The sequence below is a fragment of the Acidithiobacillus sp. AC3 genome, assembly GCF_050261095.1.
GTDB classification, from domain to species: Bacteria; Pseudomonadota; Gammaproteobacteria; order Acidithiobacillales; family Acidithiobacillaceae; genus Igneacidithiobacillus; species Igneacidithiobacillus copahuensis.
The window spans coordinates 1,946,996-1,965,730 of record NZ_CP189838.1; the positions used below are offsets into that span (position 1 = coordinate 1,946,996).

17 protein-coding genes are annotated in these 18,735 nt (G+C 54.8%); 2 read left to right on the top strand and 15 right to left on the bottom strand.

Annotation, left to right across the window (positions count from 1 at the left end; genetic code table 11):
- Positions 1 to 73: 73 nt before the first annotated feature.
- Positions 74 to 1,384, top strand: coding sequence for an omega-aminotransferase AptA (gene aptA, locus ACQAYK_RS09785; RefSeq protein WP_226827477.1), 1,311 nt, complete (start codon positions 74 to 76; stop codon positions 1,382 to 1,384).
- A 172-nt stretch (positions 1,385 to 1,556) separates the two neighbouring features.
- Here the strand turns inward: aptA and ACQAYK_RS09790 are convergent, their stop codons facing one another.
- A complete protein-coding gene (locus ACQAYK_RS09790; RefSeq protein WP_226827479.1) occupies positions 1,557 to 3,890 on the bottom strand; it encodes a TonB-dependent receptor in 2,334 nt (777 codons plus the stop codon).
- A gap of 418 nt (positions 3,891 to 4,308) precedes the next feature.
- On the opposite strand from ACQAYK_RS09790, the gene ACQAYK_RS09795 reads away from it, so the two are divergent.
- The gene (locus ACQAYK_RS09795; RefSeq protein ID WP_215870750.1) at positions 4,309 to 5,229 is read left to right on the top strand and encodes a LysR family transcriptional regulator; all 921 of its coding nucleotides are present in this window, start codon (positions 4,309 to 4,311) and stop codon (positions 5,227 to 5,229) included.
- On the opposite strand, the gene ACQAYK_RS09800 is transcribed toward ACQAYK_RS09795, so the two are convergent.
- The 14 genes from ACQAYK_RS09800 to ACQAYK_RS09865 all read right to left on the bottom strand — a co-directional run bounded on the left by ACQAYK_RS09800 (position 5,221) and on the right by ACQAYK_RS09865 (position 18,730).
- On the bottom strand, positions 5,221 to 6,837 hold the full coding sequence (locus tag ACQAYK_RS09800) for a gamma-glutamyltransferase family protein (protein ID WP_215870749.1): 1,617 nt from the start codon (positions 6,835 to 6,837) through the stop codon (positions 5,221 to 5,223). The genes ACQAYK_RS09795 and ACQAYK_RS09800 overlap by 9 nt on opposite strands.
- Before the next feature lie 96 nt (positions 6,838 to 6,933).
- Positions 6,934 to 7,320 carry an oxalurate catabolism protein HpxZ gene (hpxZ, locus tag ACQAYK_RS09805; RefSeq protein ID WP_215870748.1) on the bottom strand — a complete coding sequence of 129 codons (387 nt, stop codon included), beginning with the start codon at positions 7,318 to 7,320 and terminating at the stop codon, positions 6,934 to 6,936.
- Between the two features lie 11 nt (positions 7,321 to 7,331).
- On the bottom strand, positions 7,332 to 8,714 hold the full coding sequence (locus ACQAYK_RS09810; RefSeq protein WP_215870747.1) for an AtzE family amidohydrolase: 1,383 nt from the start codon (positions 8,712 to 8,714) through the stop codon (positions 7,332 to 7,334).
- A gap of 10 nt (positions 8,715 to 8,724) precedes the next feature.
- On the bottom strand, positions 8,725 to 8,925 hold the full coding sequence (locus ACQAYK_RS09815; RefSeq protein ID WP_215870746.1) for a DUF4089 domain-containing protein: 201 nt from the start codon (positions 8,923 to 8,925) through the stop codon (positions 8,725 to 8,727).
- Positions 8,916 to 10,067, bottom strand: a complete 1,152-nt coding sequence (gene atzD / locus ACQAYK_RS09820) for a cyanuric acid amidohydrolase (protein WP_215870745.1) — start codon at positions 10,065 to 10,067, stop codon at positions 8,916 to 8,918. Before atzD ends, ACQAYK_RS09815 begins: the two co-directional genes overlap by 10 nt.
- A 9-nt stretch (positions 10,068 to 10,076) precedes the next feature.
- The gene (locus ACQAYK_RS09825) at positions 10,077 to 10,652 is read right to left on the bottom strand and encodes an ureidoglycolate lyase (RefSeq protein WP_215870744.1); all 576 of its coding nucleotides are present in this window, start codon (positions 10,650 to 10,652) and stop codon (positions 10,077 to 10,079) included.
- Positions 10,653 to 10,736: 84 nt separating this feature from the next.
- The gene (locus ACQAYK_RS09830) at positions 10,737 to 11,732 is read right to left on the bottom strand and encodes a phosphorylase family protein (RefSeq protein ID WP_215870743.1); all 996 of its coding nucleotides are present in this window, start codon (positions 11,730 to 11,732) and stop codon (positions 10,737 to 10,739) included.
- 17 nt (positions 11,733 to 11,749) lie between these two features.
- Entirely contained in the window at positions 11,750 to 12,763 is a 1,014-nt protein-coding gene (locus ACQAYK_RS09835) for an adenosine deaminase (RefSeq protein ID WP_215870742.1), read from the bottom strand.
- An 11-nt stretch (positions 12,764 to 12,774) separates the two neighbouring features.
- Positions 12,775 to 13,935, bottom strand: coding sequence for an amidohydrolase family protein (locus ACQAYK_RS09840; protein ID WP_226830526.1), 1,161 nt, complete (start codon positions 13,933 to 13,935; stop codon positions 12,775 to 12,777).
- Positions 13,936 to 14,009: 74 nt separating this feature from the next.
- Positions 14,010 to 15,392 (bottom strand): purine-cytosine permease family protein, encoded by a 1,383-nt coding sequence (locus ACQAYK_RS09845; RefSeq protein WP_215870741.1) that lies wholly within the window; start codon positions 15,390 to 15,392, stop codon positions 14,010 to 14,012.
- Between the two features lie 18 nt (positions 15,393 to 15,410).
- A complete protein-coding gene (locus tag ACQAYK_RS09850; protein ID WP_215870740.1) occupies positions 15,411 to 16,172 on the bottom strand; it encodes an energy transducer TonB in 762 nt (253 codons plus the stop codon).
- Between the two features lie 37 nt (positions 16,173 to 16,209).
- Positions 16,210 to 16,608, bottom strand: coding sequence for an ExbD/TolR family protein (locus ACQAYK_RS09855; protein ID WP_215870739.1), 399 nt, complete (start codon positions 16,606 to 16,608; stop codon positions 16,210 to 16,212).
- Positions 16,609 to 16,620: 12 nt separating this feature from the next.
- A complete protein-coding gene (locus ACQAYK_RS09860) occupies positions 16,621 to 17,325 on the bottom strand; it encodes a MotA/TolQ/ExbB proton channel family protein (RefSeq protein ID WP_215870738.1) in 705 nt (234 codons plus the stop codon).
- 490 nt (positions 17,326 to 17,815) lie between these two features.
- Positions 17,816 to 18,730, bottom strand: a complete 915-nt coding sequence (locus ACQAYK_RS09865; protein WP_215870737.1) for a CorA family divalent cation transporter — start codon at positions 18,728 to 18,730, stop codon at positions 17,816 to 17,818.
- Positions 18,731 to 18,735 lie beyond the last annotated feature (5 nt).

Below are 18,735 nucleotides of genomic sequence, written 5' to 3' on the forward strand. Positions count from 1 at the left end.
GAAAACAGTTTTTGGAATACTGAGGCATGAGGATTGCTTTTGTTCCTGCATTTTTCACATTAGGGAAGCACTAATGCCCAAAGAAATGCCGCTCGACGCATTCTGGATGCCATTCACCGCCAATCGCCGTTTCAAGGCCGCTCCCCGCCTTTTGGAACGCGCCGAAGGGATGTTCTATTGGGATACTGAGGGACGAAAGATTCTGGACGCGACTTCCGGGCTCTGGTGTGTAAACGCTGGTCACTGTCGAGCCGAGATTCAGCAAGCCATTAGCAAACAAAGTGCGGATCTGGATTTTGCCCCGACCTTTCAGATGGGGCACCCCCTTCCCTTCCAGTTTGCCCAACGTCTGACGCAACACAGCCCGACGGGTCTGGACCATGTCTTTTTCACTAACTCTGGGTCAGAGTCTGTTGATACTGCGCTCAAATTCGCCCTTGCCTATCATCATGCCAAGGGGGATACTGCTCGGACTCTACTGATTGGCCGGGAGAAGGGCTATCATGGCGTGGGGTTCGGTGGAATATCGGTGGGCGGGCTACCCAACAATCGCCGTGCCTTTGGCAATCTGCTTCAGGTAGACCATCTACCGCATACCCTGGATCAGAAACGGCATCGTTTCTGCCGTGGACTACCGCCTTATGCGGTGGAACCAGCCGAAGCCTTGGAAACGCTGATTGATCAGCATGGTGCGGGCCGCATCGCAGCGGTCATCGTCGAACCAGTGGCAGGCTCCGCTGGTGTCATTATCCCGCCCGAGGGCTACCTCCAACGGCTGCGAGAAATTTGCTCCGCACACGGTATTTTACTGATCTTTGATGAGGTCATTACCGGCTTTGGCCGTCTCGGAACTCCATTTGCAAGTCAATTTTTTGATGTGCTTCCTGACATCTTCACAACTGCCAAGGGCCTCACAAATGCGGCAGTCCCTATGGGGGCGGTATTTGTCAGCGATACCGTTCACGAAACTTTAATGACGGGGCCAGAGGAACAAATCGAGTTCTTTCACGGCTACACTTACTCAGGCCACCCGCTCGCGTGTGCGGCAGGTCTTGCGGCCCTGGATATTTACGAACGCGAAGCCCTTTTTTCGCGGGCCGCGGAAGTCGCGCCGGCCTTCGAGGAGATGATTCACAGTCTAGCCGGCCTTGCGCATGTAGTGGATATCCGCAATCTCGGTCTGATGGCCGCCATAGAATTGGAACCCATTCCCGGAAAACCCGGAGAACGTGGCCATGCCGCACTGACGGCTGCGTTTGCTGCGGGTTTGCTGATTCGCGTAACAGGCGACACGATTGCTCTGTCTCCGCCGTTGGTTCTGGAGCCTGAACACCTTGCGCAAATGGAAAAGACGCTGAGGAGCATCTTGGAGTCGCTGGCATAGACTAGACCGGATCTGCGTTTTTATTCCGCCTGAGCTTCTTCAAAAACATTACGGCTAGCTGCTGGGTACTGCATCATGCGGCGCGCAGGTGCAGACCATCAGGAGACTTCGATGTTCTCGTCCGCCCGAGAGGCGATCATCACCACCTGGGCGGAGTCGCGGAAGAGTCTTACTAGAAGCGCACTTGAACCGTCCCGAAAAATGAGCGCGGCATCATTGGCTCTGCCTCCAGATAGTTGCCGCTGTAACCATTGACGTAAGCGAACTGTTTTTCCATGACATAGGCATCGGAATTCAGCAGGTTCACCCCCGTCAAGCTGAGGGTGATGTCATCAATACCGTCTTCGTGTACGGGAAATTCGTGGGATAAATTGAAGCTCATGGTCGCGTAGGCTGGCATACTCAGACTGGTAGGCGCGCCAGTGCTGGCCTCGATGTATTGGGGGCCCACCAAGTTCGCGTATAAACGCCCTTTGGTACCCTCATAGTGAGCCAAAATACCCAGGCCCGCAAGATACGTTGGGGTGTTTGGACGAGGCTGACCTATACTGGTTGCCACACCATACTGACTGGAAGAATTGCTAGTGTACTCGGCATTTTGCAAGGAATAATTCCCATACAAGGAAAGATATCGATCGAGAGCAATTTGGGTGGCAAGATTGATTCCCTGATATTGCGAAGAACCAATGTTATATTCATAGGTCAGGCCGGTGGTAGTATCGTAATACGAACTAAAGGTATGCACGAAATCGGATCGGTAGAATGAAAGACTCACATCGACTGGTCCATGATGATACTGCGCACCAAACTGGTAGGTATTTACCCGCTCCGGCTTGATGGTTACCGGAGTCGATGGACTGGTGGTCGTCGCGTTGCTATCCGCCGAATAAAATGCAGTGATGTTCGGATATTTGTAACCCACCGCGTAATCCGCGAATAGCTTCACCGAGGGTATCGGTTGATATTCAATTCCCACGTAGGGACTGAGTTCGCTATAGCTTCGCCCGCTATTGGCACCAACGGAATAGTAGTATCCGGGTACGTCATTGAGATGAGTATACATCGTCTCATACTTCAGCCCGGGCGTGATCGCTACCGAGGAAACGGGTTTGATCTTGGCTTGGGCATACACTTTGCTGTACATACGCCAGCCGTGCTCGTCCCATAGGTCATTGTACCCAGAAATCTTCGGGACATCTGGACTGCCATACACAAAATCCTGAGAGTCATAGGTGGACACCATGGCCAAGCCACCCGCCTTCAAATCAACATAGTGCTGAAACCAATGCACCGATGGGTTCAAACCAAAGGTATTTGTCTGATACGTATAGCTGTGGTAGTTGTCGCCATTGATGGTTTGTGCCTGGCAAGCAGCGGAATCGTTACCCATGAAGTCATTCCCGGAATACTGGCACACCGTCATCGGCGGGTTGAGATAAAAGGTAACAAAACTGTTGTAAGGCGAATTGGAACTGGGATCGACATACTCCAGTCGATCGGAATTCGAGTAGGCATAGAATGCCTTTACGCCAAGAACGGTATCTTCGGAAAGCAAGGTCTTGTTCTGCAACACGGCCATCATGTGTTCCGTCTTGCTGTTGGAATAAGTAAAATTGCTCGGCCATTGGTAATATCGCCCATATTGGTCGAGCACCGCCGTTGGCATTCGCGCTGGAGTTGCCCCCTGATTTTTATTCAAAAGGAAGATCAGCGACCATTTTGATGTGGGTGAGATTTCCGGCAAATCATAGGCTGCATAATAGGAATACTGCCGGTCGTGGGCTCCCTGAAGATAGCCATCGGTCTGCCGCGATGAGAAACGCGCAAATAGGTTTCCATATCCTGCATTTTCTCCGGTATTTGCTTCGACTCCATAATTCAGCGTTGCGAAGGAACCATAGCCGCCGAAAACGGTAGCGTACATCTCCTTACCAGGCATACGCGGCAGATAGTCAATGTTGCCGCCGATTGCCCCCACCGAATTGATATCAGGCGCAGGAGTGCCATAGGTAACGCGAATGCCCGAGGTTTCTCCAAGAGTGATGGGAACGAGATTGGTCAGGTCTGCATAGTTGTTGTTACCGCCAGACAGACCACCATTGAACAAATCGGCAATAGGCAAATCATCGAAGGTGTAGCCCACCTGTGTTTGCGAGAATCCGCGCACGGAGATATGCGTTTTGACACCGATAGGATTGGTACTGGTGGCGTTGATTCCCGGCACAAAACTCAGAATCGTTGAGGCATTCTGAGTGGACTCTTGGCCCTTGATGAACTCTTTGGGGATCAGAGCAGTCTCTGCCCCATATACCGGTTTGACATGCGTCAGAGCGGCCTTGTCAACCATGCGCAAAAGATTCTTTTTTATTTTCTCGATCTTATAGACCTTATTCGCGGACGATTTATCTGCATCCGCTGCGTGCGTCGCCAGCGGAGCCCCGCAGGCCATTGCCGCGACGGCGGCGAAAAGAGCCGATCTGATCTGGTTGTTTCTAACTGCACTCATAGCAATCTCCTGTTGATGTAGCAGCGGCCTTCTTAACCATATTCACAGCAAGGAATATGCCAAGGCGATTTCAGCCCGGTAGCCAGTTGATGCGGCGTATGGATCACGATCTGCACTATAATGGTTCACGATGCATGGCGTGTGACTCTCTTCAAATCCTTAAACGAATGGCGTCGAGCCAAAATAGTGCAGGATTATATCGATCTATTAAATCGCTAATTTATTTACTATATGTTGAGTTTTCCGCAACGCTACCGAATCGGCTGCGAGCTCGCCAGGCGCGGCATGGTGACCGTGAGCTTGCCATCTTTCCATACAGCAGAGGACCTTTACGCCAGCTCTGCATAGCGGCTAGCCAGGTATCCAATAAGCTGGTACTTTTCATGAATTGCGTTGCAAATTAGTGGACGGAGGTTCCATGCGTCATTTGCGCCTATTCCAATATATTGATGCGATCGTCCGCGAGGGATCCGTGCGGCGGGCTGCGGAAAAGCTCTACGTGACAGCGTCTGCCTTGGATCGTCGCCTACAAGACCTGGAAGAGGAACTCGGCACAAGGATCTTTGAGCGCCACGCGCGCGGCATGCGGCTGACTTCGGCAGGAGAAATTTACGTCAACTACATCCGGCGTCACATTGCCGAGAGTCAGCGTGTCCAGTCAGAAATCGATCGCTTGCAAGGCATGCAACAGGGGCAGGTTGCAATTGCTGTCAGCCCCGCTCTGGCCAGCAATTTCACCCCTAGCCTCGTACGGAAATTTCGCGAGCAGCATCCCGGCATCTCTTTTGTCATCAAGGTCGCGCGGCACGGACTGGCGTTGCAATATCTGCTGAGTTTTGATGTCGATCTTGCCATTATCATCGCACCGCCCAAGCACCCTGACGTTTTTGATCTCGCCGTGGTAAACCAGTCGCTTCTCGCCGTCATGGACAAGGATCACCCCTTGTCCAGCTCGCCTGTGCTACGCCTAAGTGACTGCCTGCAATATCCGCTCCTGCTCCCGTCTACGGGGTTGACGACCCGGGAGATGCTGGACGCTGCTCTGCGCCCCCTGGGGCGGGACGTTAAAATCGGTGCGGAAACCAACTCCTATGAGGTGATGCGCGGCCTTCTCCAGGACAGTGATCAAATTGGCTTTATGCTGTACACCGGCGAACAACAGCCGGCAGATAAACACTCTCTTGTCTATCGACCGATCAACGCCCGCGAATTTCGCCCGGTACCCATCATCTGCGCGCAACTGCGCAACCGCGGATTATCCGTTGCAGCAGCCCAATTCTCCAATCTGGTAATTCAGGAGATGGAGAACATGCAGATCGCAAAAGAGGAATTAGCTTGAGTCAGGCCCAGCGACGCCACCATCGCTGCGTGGATCGCTGGCTCCAATCCAGTTGCCGTTGGGCAGGGCGCGCAGGATACCTGCATGTCCCATCAAATCGCTATACGCCGGTACGACCTGCAGGGTGTGTCCCCAACGCTCCAGACGCTCTCTGACCCGTTGCTCATAGCGCGATTCCAGGCGCAGAGCGGTGACTGGGTCACCCCAGGTACGGCCCAACAGCCAACGCGGCGCATCCACCGCTGTTGCTGGATCCAGACCATGACACAGATGGCGAAAGAGCAACGCCGCCTGGGTTTGTGGCTGTCCGTCCCCACCCATGCTGCCATAGGCCATCTGTATGGCTCCGTCGCGTCCAAAAAGTGCTGGGTTGAGGGTGTGGAAGGGCCGCATTCCCGGTAGCAAGCCGCGTGGATCCTTGGGTTCCAAGGTAAAGGCACATCCTCGATTGTTCCACAGTACGCCGGAGGAGCCCGCCACGACCCCACTGCCGAACTCGTGGTACAAACTCTGGATAACACTCACTACCCGTCCCGCACCGTCGGCAACGGCAAACCAAGTCGTATCGCCTAGCGCAGATTGCCAACGATTCGCCACCCCGACCATTTCGGAGCGAATCTCGTCCGCTTGCTGATCGAGAAATTCCCCAAACAGCAGATCGTTGAGGGAATGATTGGATGCGCGTCGTGGGTCGTGGACGACGCGATCCCGCCAAGGAAATACCCGCCTTGTTGCCGCAACGGCACCATGCACCAATTCTGCGCCGAGGGGATCCGCATCTGCCAACCCCAGCCGCTCCATGATGCCGGCAATCATCAGCGAAGCCATGCCCTGACTCGGTGGCGGGAGGTTGAAGACCGTCCCGCCTGCAAACGGCAACTGCAGCGGCGTTACCCACTCCGCAAGACAGCTTTCTAAATCTGCCAACTGCAGCAAACTGCCCTTGGCCTGCAGGCTGGTTACCATCTCTTCGGCCAAGTCTCCACTGTAGAAGCTACCCACCCCTTCGTCGAGCAGACGACCGAATGTGCGCGCCAAAGCCGGTTGACGAAAAGTTTCCCCGGCCACCGGTAACCTTCCCTGGGGCAGATATTGCGCACAGAATTCCACATCACCCTCGAGGGCACACAGATAGTGACGCAAGGTTCGGTCTTGATTGCCGCTCAATGGGAAACCGCCAGCAGCAAGTTCGTAGGCTGGAGTGAGCAGCTCACTCCAGCCCATCGTACCCCCCCAAGTGGCGGCGGAGAAGGAATGTGCTGCCTCCCAGCCACGCAGCATCCCAGGCACGATCATGGCCGACAGCGCCCCGCGAAAGGGGATCTGCGATAGGCCACGCGCACGAAAGATATCTGCGTGATAGGCACGCCCCGCCTGACCTGCGGCCGCCAGCCCGCGTACGGAAGACTCCCGGCCATCGGAGATCAGCCAGAAAGCATCCCCACCCAGGCCGGTCATATGCGGATAGACCACCGACAGGGCAGCGGATACGGCAATTGCCGCCTCGATGGCGTTAGCGCCGCACGCCAGAAGCCTGGCTCCGACGTCTGCCGCCAAGGCATGGGGAGCCGTAACCAGCCCGCGGCTACTTTCCGTCGCGAGAGTCATCCGCTCCACCTCCCGGCCCACGTAAACAGTATCACCTTCGCTCCAAAGTGCGACTGCGTCCGCGCTGCGGGACTGTGGGGGTGGTCGCGATGATAATCATTGCGGCTTGGGCATCAGACTCACATGTGCAGCAACGACTCGCCACCCTTCCGGGGTTCGCATCCAGGTCTGACTTTGCCGCCCATGGACAGTATCGCGCAAAAACTCGGTGTTGGCGGTAGCAAAATCCTCTCCATAAGTAGTAATGACGGTATTTACCAGACGTCGCTGCAACGATTGACCAGGACGACTGGCCCGAAACTTGGCAATTTCTGAATATCCATAGAGATTTTCTGCCACACCGTAGCGCAAGGTGTATTCCGAGTTCCAAAACAATTCATCGAGAACGTCGACGTCGTTTTCTACCAGCGCCTTTTCATAGCGTTCAAAGACCGCGCAGACCTCGGCATGTACAGCGGGCAGGTTGATTTTTGGTGTTTGCATGACTGTTCTCCTTAGCTTTGCGGAATTGCATTACGAAAACCACGCGCTTCTAGAACTCGCGCCACATGCAGGGCCTTGGCCTCCTGCCATGGTGCAGCAATGATCTGCACACCAATGGGTAACGAGTCTGGCAATTGTACCGGTACGGTCACCACCGGCAGGCCAATAAAGGAAAACGGCTGCGTGTAGAGGCCAAGATGCGGTCGTACGAGCATTTCTTCGCCATCGAGCGCCATCGTTTTTTGCCCAATGGCTGGCGCAGTCATTGGCGTAGCCGGTGCGAGAAGCACGTCGAAGCGACGAAATATTTCCGCGACTTGCCTCTGAAAACGCGCACGGACCCGTTGTGCCTGCAAATAGGCGACCGCAGGCAGCAGAGCACCAGCCAGCATCCGATCACGCACATCCGGATCATAATCCGCGGCACGTTGACGCAAGTTGGGTAAATGCAAGGCACTACTTTCAGCGTTGGTAATCACATAGGCCGCGGCACGTGCCTCAGCGACTTCCGGGAGTTCCAGTTCCTGTGTGATTTTCAAGACCTCAGCCACCCGCTGCAAGGCCTGCTGCGACGCTGCAGTACCCTGCTTCGCGAAATAACCGCCGAGTGTGGCGATGCGCAGGCTGGGATCCAGCTCCGCAGACAAGCTACCAGTGGGCTCCACCGGGCGTGGGCTTAGGCCCGGATCGACATCATCATGGCCCTGCATCACGTCGTAGGCCAGCGCCAAATCCTTCGCACTGCGGGCCAGGGGGCCCACATGGTCAAGACTGGAGCAAAACGGAAAGGTTCCAGCGCGAGACAGGCGACCGTAGGTGGGCTTGAAACCAAAGATCCCGCAAAGGGATGCGGGCACGCGGATTGAGCCATTGGTATCGGATCCCAATGCGATTGGCACCAGACCGCCAGCAACAGCGGCACCGCTACCGCCGCTGGATCCACCACTCATACGCTGCGGGTCATGGGGATTGCGCGAGGCGCCATAATGCAGATTTTCCCCCGTAAAATCATAGGCATACTCTCCCATATTCAGGGCGCCGACCAGGATCGCTCCAGCAGCAGTCAATCGCTGTATCAGAATGGCATCCTGCTGTGCGGGCGGCAGATCGCGATTGATCTTCGATCCCGCTAGCGTCACTTCCCCTTTGATATCGAATAGGTTTTTTACCGCAAAAGGCACCCCAGCAAGGCACCCGGGATCTTCGCCCTCCTCTCGCAGCCGATCAACGCGTGCCGCCTCCCGCCGCGCCCGCTCCGCTGTCACCAGGGTAAAGGCATTGAGCAGGGGATTTCGTGCGGCGATCTCAGCAATGGTCTGCTCAGTGACGTCCATTGCCCGCAAGGAACCGGAACGAACTTTTTCGGCGATTTCCACAGCGCTCATCCAGGTCATACGCACTCTCCTACTGAGCATGAAAAACGGGGGCGAAATCATCCTCTGTGTGCAACGGCACTCCCTCCAATGTTGCCGCCATCCGCAGGGAGATCTGCAAATATCTCTTGACCCCAGAGGCATACTCTGGAGCAATCGACAGTCCGACAATGGCACTTACGGCAGTGAGATACTGGGCTAGTTCCTCTGAGCTGTTTTGCGTTAAGGGCATTTCATATCTCCTTCATATTCAGTCGCTGCAGAAGCTCCATTCGCGGCAGCAGATCCCTCTGAAACATTTCTTGCGATGATCGCCACCGGCCCGCCCCCAAGGGGACCTTGGTGCTCGGCACGGGTGGAAACGTAGACCGCAGATTCCCCAAGCACCGCCGAAAGCAAACTGGAAATCACAGATCGAGAATGACGCATATCCGAGATGTCACCGTCTGTCCACATCGTGTGCCGGCGCCCACGCACATGACCCCGCGGATCAGCGTCGGACTTCGCAAATGCACCATAAATACGCCTCGACTCCTCTTGGGGCAACTGGCCATCTACCGGTCGAAGTCCCATTTTATGGAGCACCCGGTGGATCGCAGCGACATCCAGAATATCCTGCATTACGTCGTGCACGATCTGGAATTCGCCAGCCCATCCTCGGGCATTCGCAAAGACACAAATCTCTGAGCGCAGAAGTCCTGGCTTGGCCGAGACGCTGGCACGGGTGGAATATAGACTCCAATCGCGATTGATCATATCGTCGTGCAATCTGGCAGCGGAAACTTCTCCCAAGGCCAATGCCACACCAAGCGCCGAAGCACCCCGAGACCAGGCCATGTCGCAACGCCACTCACGCGCATGTGCCCGCCCTGGGTCGGCAGGTACTGGGGGGATGGCGGCCTTGACCTGCACTAGATGTACATCGCCACTGTCGACCGCAAGATGTCTTTGTAACGTTCCAACAACCCGCGCGGTTTCCAGAATCATCGGCAGACGCCCGCTCTCCTCTGGCGCAAAAGAACGGGTGTATCCCACCGCCAGGGCAAGGCCGCGATCCTCCGTATGGCCATCTGCATCATCGATCGCAAAGACCAGATAATGCGGACAGGTTACCCCCTCCGTACCGCCCGAGAAGGAGAGAACGATGCGATCCTCGACCTGCTCTGGAGCACAGCCCAACAAGGGGCCCAGCAAGCGACCGAAGGACATGATGGCCAGTCCACGACTAAAATCGTTGATCGCACCGTTGCCTTCGGTCTTACCGAGGATTGCAACGATCTGTTCGGCCTGCACCACCCCGGTAGCGATTGCCTCAGCGAGACCGCTCACGTCGCCTGGGTTTGCAGGAAAAAAACGAAAAACCCGAGTACGCATCGTTGCCCCTCAGAAAGGTACCCGCAGCACCTTTCCGGTGCGTCGCTCAATATCGATCTTGTAGACGTCCCCAGCGTCCATCTCATCGGCCGCCTTGGCTGATGCGAGGGCTGTGACCACCTCGTCGGAATTCATGGTGAGCACGGTCACCGGTTTACCGTCAAAAGCCATGGGGAAATCATGCCAAGTACCCGGGTGAATCATGACCCCATGACCTGCAGGAATGCGAAATGCCATCACATCTGCCAAATCTGGGACATATCCCCCAGCAAGATGGTTTGGTTTAGCCAGCACCATGACAAACGGTGAACTGCCCAAGCCGACGAAAATCTGGCTCATATGTAGGTGGCGCTCCAGCCACGTAACAACCGGACTGCGATGAGAAATCCGAGCAGTTCGTACCACCGCCTTCCCGGTGTAGACAAAGTCAAGGTTTTGCCCCTCTTCTACACTCCCCCGGTAAAACGGAATGGCCAAGCCTGGAGAGTAGACTTCTTCTGAGATCATGACGCCATAATCCCGCAAGGATTCTTGATCGGCATCTATCAGAGGGACATTCACGATATTCTGTTCCATACTTCCCATGATACCTCCCGCATAAAGCGCATCTTTCCTGTTCGCAATACCCCGCCCAAGATCCCTTGCAAGGCGCAAAAACGAGGACATAACTCAATCTTTCGTTGCCAGAATTTCCTGGATGACCGCTTTTGTGACGAGAACTGCGTTCTTCTCGGCCAGCTCTCCGGCGTAGAGATCGCCTTTTGCCCAAATGCTTTCCTCGGTTTCACCCGGTGGCGGAACATCAATATCAGAAATGCCACGAATGGACAAATAGTGATTCGCTAACCCAAACCGAGACAATGCCGCAATGTCGCCCAAATCCTCCATCGCAGTATTCGTATAATGTCCTGTGCCCTGGGTGTATAGCTTAACAATTTTCTGCGCTATTTCCTGATCTTGCTTACCAATCCAGAAATCATCGCCGGTAATCGTCGCGCCGACCAAGACCCGTGGTTGTTTTTGCAAGTGAAATTTATCATCCAATGAAATCGCCGCAGAATCATTCTCAAGTTTCACTGTTTGTGCTGCCTTTTCGGCGAGGGAGAGAAGCCGTGGATTGATCCGGTATGCCAAGTTCTCCATGCCATTTTGCGCGTAATTCGCGCAGTCTGTTGGATGCTCGAAATCTTTGGCATAATCGTTGCAGCCTGGCGGTGCCCACGCCAGGGCTTTCTTGTCGGAGAGATAGTGATGCCCGAAAGCCCAGGAAATCACCCAATCATTGATATAAACACTGCCAAGAGGAGAATCTGCCTGATCGACGCCTCCAGCGATACCACTGCGAACAAATATGGTCTTGCGCAAATCCAGCTGAGTGTCCTTGATTATGCTGGCCACAGATACCGCAGCGTTGATCTCTCCTTCGCCAGTTTCCGTAACACATACCCTATGGGTATCGCAAATCAGCGGCCGGATCAAACCGGTAATCATCATCTTCTTGACCTGATAAGACTTTTCCGTGCTCCAGGCGTGCCACTCCGGGGGAAAGGCAGTCAATACGATAACTTTCGGCGTGTACCGACTATCCACACTTGCGGATACCGGCGCCGAGAGCATCACGCTAGCGAGCGCACAAAACCCAACAACAACTCCTTTGATTTGCATTTATTTATCCTTTCTCATCAATGCTGATCCAAATAGGACATGAGATTCTGGAGCATATCCCGTTTTTTCTGTTCCTCTGCAAAAGAACCCTCAATCGCATTTACCTGAACCTGGACAGCTTGCTCAAAGGACAGCCCCAAAGCCTCCCAGGTGGCGATAATATTTTCGGTGAGATACCCTCCAAAATACGCCGGGTCATCAGAGTTTATGGTCACTTTCAGGCCGGCATCCAACAGCCGACCGACATTGTGTTGTTGCAGACTACCGAAACCTCCCAATGAAACATTGGAAAATGGACACACGGTCAGTGGAATTTGCTCCTCGCGCAGACGCCGTAACAACTCCGGCGATTCGATAGCGCGCACTCCATGGTCGATGCGTTCTACAAAGAGCGTATCCAATGCGTCCGTAATATATTCTGGGGGCCCCTCCTCACCCGCATGCGCCACCCGATGCAAACCCAGTGCACGGGCAACTGCAAATGTTTCCTGAAATTTTCCCGGCGGATGATCTCGTTCGGCAGAATCCAGTCCTACACCGATGATCCCCCCGATTCTTTCCGCTTCCTCCAGTAGAGCAATTGTGCCCTCTGCCGGACGATCACGCTCAAAACAGAGAATCAGACCCGATAGCACTCCCCACTCTCGCTCTGCTTCTTTCTGTGCAGCAGAGATTCCTGCCATAACGACTGTCAGTGGTACGCCATGCTCGAGATGTGTCTGTGGATCAAAAAACATTTCCGTGTACGCAATGTTTTCATCACGACAATGACGTAGGTAGGCAAGCGTCAACGAATAAAAGTCCTGCTCTTTTCGCAAGCATTGGGTAGCAAGATAATACAGGTTGAGAAAACTTTGCAGATCCGCAAAGCGATATGCCGCGCGAATAGCGTCCACATTCCTGTATGGTAGAGAGACACTGTTGTTCTCCGCCAAATTGAGCAACATCTCTGGCTCAAGCGTGCCTTCCAGATGAAGATGCAATTCCACTTTGGGCATTCCCGCCAATTTCTTCTTTTCTTGCGTATTCATGAAGCTCCCAATCAATTTACTCTCATTCCTGCCAACCATGTTTCCTGGGGCCGCGTTTCCAGTTCTTCGGCCTCACCCTGGCAAAGATCACGAAACCATCCGTCAAGATCGGTGGGTTTTGGCTTCCCCGGCATCAGAACAAAATCCGCACGTTTCCCAGGCAGTAAATTACCCGCCCGCGCGGCTCTACCCATCGCCATGGCTCCTGCGAAGGTCGCGCGATACAAGCCCTCGGCGGCGGATACTTCGACACCGGCACTGCCGTGAATGGAGAAAAACCGCTGCAACACATGCAGCATACTATGACTGGGACCGGCACCAATGTCTGACCCAAGAGCCCAGGGGATGTTGTACCTACGCAGTGTTTCCAGCGGCATCCTAGCGTTTCCTAAGGCCTCGTTACTGCTCGGACAATGTGCAACCCACGCACCGCGATCGGCAAGACAGGCCCATTCGGCGTCGGTCATCTCGATACAATGCGCAAGGACACTCCTCTCTCCGAGCAATCCCGCCTGGTCATACACATCGGTGTAACTCTCCGCCGCTGGGAATAACTCCCTAACCCACCGCACTTCTGCTCGGCTCTCGGCAAGGTGCGTTTGCACCAGAAGATTCTGTGCACGTGCGATTTTGCCAGCCACCTGTAGATCTTGCATGCGCATGTTGGGGGCAAAACGTGGCGTAACGGCATAGTGCTCAGTCACGACGCTCGCCAGCAATGCAGACATTTCCTCTGGCGCGTGTTGACTATGGCTCGTCAGGTACGCTGGGGCATTTACCGCCATCAACGCATTACCGATCACCCAGTCACCACGCATTTCTTGCAAGGCGATTTCCGTCGCGGCGCGATGCACGCTGGAAAAGCTCAGGCCCATGACCGTGCCAGCAGAAAGCATGTCAGAATAGAACGTTCGTGCCCGCTTCCGCGCCAGCTCTTCATCGGCAAACCGACCTTCCTCTGGCCAGATGTATTCTTGCAGCCACTGTAAAAGCTCGCCGCTATAGGCCCCGCGTACGGCATGCTGCACCCAGTGGCAGTGCAGATCGGTGAAACCAGGCATCAGAACACCTTCGTGCTCGACAAGATCGGCGCCCGGGAATTCGGCCAGAACCGTGGCGGCGCTGCCACAAGCCACCACCAATCCATCGCGCACAGCACAGACTCCATCCATCCAGTAGTCCCAAGAAGAGGGACCCCGCGGGTTAAGGATTGCCGCACGGTGCAACTTCACGGAGACTGCCATCATCATTGATGCTCGGCAACGGTAGCTGCCACTTTTCCAAGGCGCTCCATCTCACCGTACTTGCATAGCAGTTGGTGCACCAGTTCCAAAGTGGCCCCCAAACCGAAACCCACAAGAGGAGAAAGATCGTTGTTTGCAAAAAGATATGCGCCCCATCCTTCCCACAAAGGATTGTTCGAAAACACAATCGTCAAGAGTATCCCCAGCAACAGGATCATCACCCGCCAGCGCGTCGACGCAGCCGGATTTTGCGGTACGGCAGCGTTCTGCCGGAACAACACAACGATGCACACAATTCCCGTCCAAGGGGCGGCGACGATGATCAAAAGATCAAGAAATGTCTGAAATGCGTCGAAGAAGGAAGGGGAAACAAATAGCACATAGAATGCCAGCAGGGTTGCCAAACCGGCATCAAGTACTGTCACCATCTTGCGGTTGAGATCACGGCCCAGCGTAACCGCCAGACTGAATGCTGAACTGTAGGAGTTGAGGAAGTTGGATGCCAATAATCCGAGGATTGCAAAGCCGCAGAACGCCAAATAGAGGACCGGTGAGTCCATCCCCTTGGCGGCCAGGGTCAGGCCACCAGAGCTGAGATTCACCCCTCCGGAAAACGACAACACAATCGCTAGAGACAAGATCAATGCCCCACCCACGGCACCTCCCAGCGCGGGCCAGAAAAAGACTGCCGTACGGGCACTATTCCGTCCTAGATAGCGCGAATAATCGGAGGCAAACATTGTCCAGGATAGTGCCCCACCCATCAGCGCTAACGACAGTGCAGCGAAGGTTTGCAGCCAGGAGGTTTCAGGGCTTGCAAAGGAGCGGGACCATAGCAAGTCGAAGCCATGTAAGCGCCACAAGATATAAAACGCAAATACACCCATCACCAGCGACGCGAGACTCTGCACGCGAACAATAGCCGCGTAGCCGATCACCGGCACCGCAAAATTAGCGAGTACAGCAAACAAGATTGCCAACCCCAATGCCATTGGGCCGTGGGCAATTCGCAAATATTCGAGAACACTGCGCAAAACAAATATCACCAACACCAATACGACTGCCTGCCAGCCTACCTGCGAACACCAGTTGCTGACAGAAATCAGTCGATTGAACCTTTCTCCGAATAGTTTGGAAGATATCGCCATGGTCGGAATTCCCCAGCGAAACCCCGGCAAACTGATGATTCCGACCGTGACAAAGAATAAGGAAGCAAGGAAAAGCACCCACAAAAAATTGGCGCGTGGGAAAAGCGCAACGATGAGCGCACCCAATGGCAGCGTGGATGCCGTCATCGTGGCGGCCAACCAAATCAAGCCCACCCCGCGTGGCGAAGCTGTTCTTTCTGTATCCAGCGTGGGCGAGAGAGAGTGAACGTCTGCCATGGGTAACCTCCAAATTCCTTACGAGCTTGAGCCTGCCCCCACTTCGATGGGGATCTCGAACACCGTGTTCTGCTTGGGCATCTTCTGCAAAAATGCGGGGAAATTCCCACTCTTCACTGCCGCCACTGCCGCCCGGTTCACAGGCCCCAGCGGGCTCGGTTTGATGACTTTGGCCCAAAGCACCTGACCACTGGGCGAAACCTCAAATTCTACCGTTGCCGTGCCTGACAGTCCCATTGCACGCAACTCTGCCGGTACATGCAGCTGGTTTTGAATGATTGGACGCAACTCCGCGACGTATTGTCCCATTAGATCCGCCTTTTCCGCCGCTGACATTGGTGGTGGCGCGGGCGGCGGTGGTGGCGTCACCGGCTTGGGTACCGGAACCGGCTTGGGAGGTGGCGGCGCCACTTTCACCGGTGGAGCGGGTGGCGTCGGCACCGGTTTCGGTGGCACGACCATCTTCGGATGCGGTGTCGGTGGCGGTGGCGGTGAATGATGAATGACCGGTTTCGGAGGCATGGGCTTGGGCGGTGTTGGTTTCACTACCGGCTTCGGGACAACCTTCGGAGGCGGAGGTAGCGTCACCATCTGTACCGCAATGACATGCTTCTTGGGCGGTGGTACCACTTTTGTCTGATGCGTTTCGCCGTACCAGACGAGCGCACCGATCAGTGCCACTTCCAATATCACTCCAGCAACCAGGGCCGCCGCAAAACGTCGATTGCCCTGTTCCGGATCTGGTGGTAGGACCACAGTATTTAAGACTGCGCTAGCCATTTGTATAACTCTCCAGCCATTGGTTTGTGGTATCGGATTAAGTCGCCTTGGTGGCGATGCCGATCGCTGTGACCCCTGCCTTCTGACAGGCATCCATCACATGCACAAAGTCTTTGAACGGCACCAGCTTGTCAGCAGCGATGGTTACCTGGGTATGGGTTACATCGCCGTCAGTCGCGAGAAAACCCGTCAAGGCCTGCAAGTCCATTTTCTTACCTTTCACCTCTACCACACCATCCTTGAGAATATTCAGAACAAAATGGGGATGCGGAAGGACCTTCGCCTCGCTTGAACTCGGAAGCTGCAATTTGAGCCCCTTATCGGTGATCATCTGCAAGGTGATCATGATGAAAAACACCAGTAAGAAGAGCATCACATCAATCATCGGGATGATTTCTACCCGACCTTTTTTGCGTTGACGACGAACAGGTAGCATGGGACACCCTCCTTACGCGTTTACCGCAACCTGGGTAGATTTCACATTTGGAGAGCTCGCCTCTGATTCTTCGAGCACAACTGGCGCACCATCGAGGCGGTTCATCAAGACCACCTTGAGCGACTCCAATTGGAAAATGGTTTTATCAATGGAGTTATTGAAGGCGTTGAAGCTGATCAGACCAATCATGGCAATCGCTAGACCCGAAGCCGTAGCGATCAAGGCATCCGCCACGCCTCCCGTCACTGAGGTCGCGTCGTGACCAGGAGCGGCCAGGATACTGAATGCGTGAAACATTCCCAGAATCGTACCGAAAAGACCCAACAACGGTGCGAGGGTCACGATCGTGTCCAGTACCCATAACCGCTTGTCCAGGCTTGGCGTAGTTAGGAAGATGGCTTCATCCAGTCGGTTGGCGAAGGCCTCGCCACGAGCACTGCCATAATGGTGGACCAGATTGAAGTGGCGCAGAGCCACGCCAATCAGCGACTCCTCAGGCAACCCCTTGGCCATCGCGGAGAGTTCTTCAAGATCCGGACGCCGGAGTTTACCGCGATTGGACACCAGCCACAGAATTTTCCTACCCTTGGCCATCGCGTTTCGCAAAAACCAGAAACGATCAATAATCACTGCCAGTTCGATAGCAAGCAGAATCATCAACAGGTACAGAACCCCGTCAGAGTAGTTTGCTAAATGGACGATATATGCAAATGTCATAATGTTGCCCTTCCCTAGTATCAGCAGGCCTCAGTGCCTAGAGTTACCGACACGCAATCAGCGTGCCAGAAATTTATCTGCAAGATGGAGGAAATTCGTCTCCTGAGCGCACTAACATGGTGCATCGTTGCACCAAAAAATAGATCTCATTCAAATCTTGCTCTCATGCCCATGATACGAAATTAGCGTTGCAAGAAAAGCGCAATTTTTGTCCACCTCATTTGCATTTTACGCAACGCTGAGAATGCGGCATCGCACTGTCGGGGAGCAGTCGCTAGCGGTCTGGAAGAGGCAGGCGTCATCACCCTTCGCCTGATGACTCGTAAACAGGCTAGGCTTTGCGCGGGCGGGTGATGTCCAGCTTGAAAGTCAGGGCGCCCGCTGAGAGATCAGAACTCATAGGGAATAAGTGATGCAACCAGAATCACGCAGACCGGTATGTGCCGCAACCAAAGTGGGATGGAGACAAAATAGACTGTGGCTTGAGCTATTAGCGCAACCGCAGCCAGCCAATCCGATAGAAGATGAGGCCAGTAGTGACCTCTACCAGAATCAGGCCGCCGGTGATGAGGTAAAAGGCAGAATGGGAATCGGGGAGCGGACCGAGGTCCACGTTCATGGCGGCGGCACCGGGGATGAAGAGCGGGATGGTGGCGAGGATGATCAGGGCGGCCATGAATTTGAAGATGTTGTTGACGTTGTTGTTTACCACATAGGTATAGGCGTTGAGCAAACTATTGATGGTCTCCTGCTCGGTATCGACCTGCTCCCGCGCCTGGCGCAGTTCGATGCGACTGTCTTCGTAATACTCCAGAAACTCTGCAGAGTCCTTGGGCAGCCAGGGACGCAGTTCCTCCAGAAGGTGCTCCAGCTGCAAGAGACCCAAATCGAGGTCCAGCAAACGGTCGTTCACTTCCAAAGCACTGTAAATGACATTGACGCGCTGGGCGCGGCGCAGCTCCTTCTCGATCTGCCCCAACTCCTGCCCAACATCGCGAGACATGCGCACGTAGCGGCGGGCGATTTCATGGATGATCTGAAGCACTAACTCCCAGCGCTTGCGCGGCGCGGCGGGGTTGAGCACATCTTCGAGAAAGCGTACGGGCTCCTGACTCAAGGTCACCAGATACCCTGGCACCAGCAGAATCGTCAGCGGCAACAGGTCGAAGGTACTGGAATGCGGGGCGTGATGGTGCGGGACGGTCAACTGGAGCGCGAGGAAGCCCTTCTCCCGCACAAAAGGGCGCGCAGGCTTGTCCTCCAGGCGCCGGAGCAGAAACGGCTCCGGCACGCCAAGACCATTGGCGGCCTGTTCCAGCTCGTCCTTGCTCGGGGCAAGCAACTGCAGCCAGTCGCGGGCGCGACCATTGCCGGTAAGAAAAGCGCCTTCTACCCGTTTCAGCATGCTCT